The organism is Methyloceanibacter marginalis (genome assembly GCF_001723295.1).
GTDB lineage: Bacteria > Pseudomonadota > Alphaproteobacteria > Rhizobiales > Methyloligellaceae > Methyloceanibacter > Methyloceanibacter marginalis.
In genome coordinates this window covers 1-3,208 of record NZ_LPWD01000261.1, presented here as the reverse complement: position 1 = coordinate 3,208, position 3,208 = coordinate 1, and the positions used below count along the sequence as shown (strand labels likewise).

The 3,208-nt window shown below is 64.1% G+C and carries 2 protein-coding genes and 1 pseudogene; all 3 read left to right on the top strand.

Going from position 1 to position 3,208, the window contains the following annotated elements:
• Positions 1-130: 130 nt before the first annotated feature.
• Positions 131-1,302: pseudogene (thiC, locus tag AUC71_RS22350) on the top strand (phosphomethylpyrimidine synthase ThiC).
• Between the two features lie 302 nt (positions 1,303-1,604).
• Positions 1,605-2,591, top strand: coding sequence for a TerC family protein (locus tag AUC71_RS10065; RefSeq protein ID WP_069624159.1), 987 nt, complete (start codon positions 1,605-1,607; stop codon positions 2,589-2,591).
• A gap of 229 nt (positions 2,592-2,820) precedes the next feature.
• The coding region (locus AUC71_RS10060) for an Nramp family divalent metal transporter (protein ID WP_193427036.1) at positions 2,821-3,208 on the top strand (388 nt) is incomplete at its 3' end.

The following is a 3,208-nucleotide window of genomic DNA, read 5'->3' as shown; positions in this document are numbered from 1 at the left end:
CGCGGCGCGACGACGGCGAGGATTTCGGGGCCTCGCTGCCGGACTTCGTCACGCCGGAGTTCGTGCGTGAAGAGGTGGCGCGGGCCGGGCCATCATCCCGGCCAACATCAATCATCCCGAGTCCGAGCCGATGATCATCGGCCGCAACTTTTTGACGAAGATCAACGCCAATATCGGCAACTCCGCGGTGACGTCGTCGGTCGAGGAAGAGGTGGAGAAGATGGTGTGGGCGACCCGCTGGGGCGCCGACACGGTCATGGATCTCTCCACCGGCCGCAACATCCACACCACGCGCGAATGGATCATCCGGAACGCCGCCGTGCCCATCGGCACGGTGCCGATCTACCAAGCCTTGGAGAAGGTCGACGGCGATCCGGTCAAGCTCGACTGGGAGGTCTACAAGGACACCCTGATCGAGCAATGCGAGCAGGGCGTCGACTACTTCACCATCCATGCGGGCGTGCGCTTGCGCTACATCCACCTGACCGCCGACCGGGTCACCGGCATCGTGTCACGCGGCGGCTCGATCATGGCCAAATGGTGCCTGGCCCATCACAAGGAGAGCTTCCTCTACGAGCGCTTCGAAGACATCTGCGAGATCATGCGCAAATACGATGTCAGCTTCTCGCTCGGCGACGGCTTGCGGCCCGGCTCCATCGCCGACGCCAACGACCGCGCCCAGTTCGCCGAGCTCGAGACGCTGGGCGAGCTCACCAAGGTCGCCTGGGAGCATGGCTGCCAGGTGATGATCGAGGCCCGGGCCATGTGCCGCTGCACAAGATCAAGATCAACGTGGAGAAGCAGCTTAAGGAATGCGGCGAGGCGCCCTTTTATACTCTTGGCCCGCTGGTGACCGACATCGCGCCGGCCTACGACCACATCACGTCTGCTATTGGCGCCGCGATGATCGGCTGGTTCGGCACGGCCATGCTTTGCTATGTGACGCCGAAGGAGCACTTAGGCTTGCCGGACCGGGATGACGTGAAGCAGGGTGTGATCGCCTACAAGATCGCCGCGCACGCCGCCGACCTCGCCAAGGGCCATCCAATTGCCGTGGAGCGGGACGACGCGCTGTCCGAAGCGCGCTTCGGCTTCCGCTGGGAGGATCAGTTCAACCTGTCGCTCGATCCGGAGACGCGCGCGCCTATCACGACGAGACGCTGCCCAAGGAGGTCCACAAGCTCGCCCATTTCTGCTCCATGTGCGGACCCAAATTCTGCTCCATGGAGATCACCCGCGAGGTGCGCGACTACGCCGCAAAGCTCAACGACAAGAACATGCTCTCGAGCAGCGAAGCGGTAGAGCAAGCAAGACAGCAAGGCATGGACGAGATGAGCGAGAAGTTCCGCGAACTCGGCAGCCAAGTCTACGTGGCGGAGGAGTAGGGGCCCGACGACACCTAGAGAGCCCGCGATTCGATTCGCTCCCGGTCAATGCCCCAATAGATCAAGCCATTTTGCGTCATTTGGCCCCTTGCACAGCCGGCTTTCCTAAGCCATGACTCTAGTGCCTGCGGTACCGGGCCCCTCTGGCAAGCGAGGCTGGCGCGCTTGTGATGTCGGACCGCCCTGTCGAGGTCTCGCTGGCTGTAAGCATTTCATCATATGGAGTTTCTCTTCCTGGACGTTCTGGGGAAGCCCGCTTGGATGTGGGCTGTCTTCCTGGGTGTTGTTCTCACGCTGGTTGTTTTCGACCTGGGCCTGCTGCATCGGCGGCCGCGCGAGATCGGCATTGCGGAGAGCCTGACCCTGTCGGCTTGCTACATTGCTCTCGCGCTCGGCTTCGGTGCCTGGGTGTGGTGGGAGCTCGGCCGGCAGGCCGGCGTGGAATATCTGACGGGCTTTCTCATCGAGAAAAGTCTCGCGATGGACAACGTCTTTGTCATCGCGATGATCTTCGGCTATTTCGCCATCCCCCGAATCCATCAGCACCGGGCTTTGCTGTACGGCATTCTCGGCGTGCTCGTGCTCCGCGGCATCATGATCGGCGCCGGCGTGGCGCTCGTCAGCAATTTCGAATGGGTGCTGTACCTGTTCGCGGCCTTCCTCATTTTCACCGGCATCAGGATGATGTCCGTGCCGGAGCACAGCTACGATGTCAGCGCCAATCCGGTCCTGAAGTTTCTGCGGCGGCATTTGCGCGTCAGCGAGGAGCACCACGGTCACGCCTTCTTCGTCCGGAAAATGGATTCGGCGACGGGCCGGTCGCTGATCTTCGCAACGCCGCTCTTTCTCGCCCTGGTGATGATCGAATTCGCCGATGTGGTGTTTGCCGTCGATTCCATTCCGGCCATCTTCGCCATCACCACGGACCCGTACATCGTCTACACGTCGAACATCTTCGCCGTTCTCGGCTTGCGGGCGCTCTACTTCGCCCTGGCGGCCATGATCCATCGCTTCGTCTATCTGCGTTATGCGCTCGCCAGCATCCTGGTGTTTGTCGGGGCGAAGGTCTTCGCGGCCGACCTTGCCGGGATCGACAAGCTGCCGCCGGCGCTGTCGCTCACGGTGACGGTTCTGTTGCTGGCGACCGGCATCGCCGCGTCGCTGTGGAAGACGCGGCAGGATGCTGCGCACGCCGACAGGCATTGAGCGGGGCGCGTCGGGCTCCGGCCGCCGCCTTTTGACAGCCCCTTGTTTTGACAGGGCCTTGCCCGCCCAGTACGACTCTGGCGGGGATCCATCGCGCGCTCGACGCTAAGCCGCTGTTCCAAGCGGCGGCGCCGGCACGTGAGACGGGCCTCAGGAAGGCGGCCGAGCCTTATGCCAGGACGCGCATCCGCATCGCGCGCCCCGCTCATGCTCATGATCGGGCCCGGGCGTGTTGCTCGCCGCGACCGGCGTCGGCGCGGGCGACCTCGCCACCAGCAGCTTCGTCGGCGGGCTGCTCGGCACGGCCGTGCTCTGGGCCGTGGTCGTCGGCGCCTTCTTCAAGTTCGTCGTGACCGAGGGGCTCGCGCGCTTTCAGCTGGCGACGGGTGAGACGCTGATCGAGGGCGCGGTCGCCCGCCTCGGCCGCGGCGTCGTCTGGCTGTTCCTGCCCTATCTCCTGCTGTGGTCCTTCTTCGTCGGCTCGGCGCTGATGAGCGCCACGGGCGCACGCTGCACGCGATGCTGCCGGTCTTCGACGATGCCGAGCGCGGCAAGGTCGTGTTCGGCGTGGCGGCGAGCCTCGCCGGCCTCGTGCTCGTCTGGTTCGGCGGCTATCG

Excerpts from the sequence above, each read along its gene's own strand:
- AUC71_RS10065 (WP_069624159.1), top strand. The coding sequence starts at position 1,605 with ATGGAGTTTCTCTTCCTGGACGTTCTGGGGAAGCCCGCTTGGATGTGG.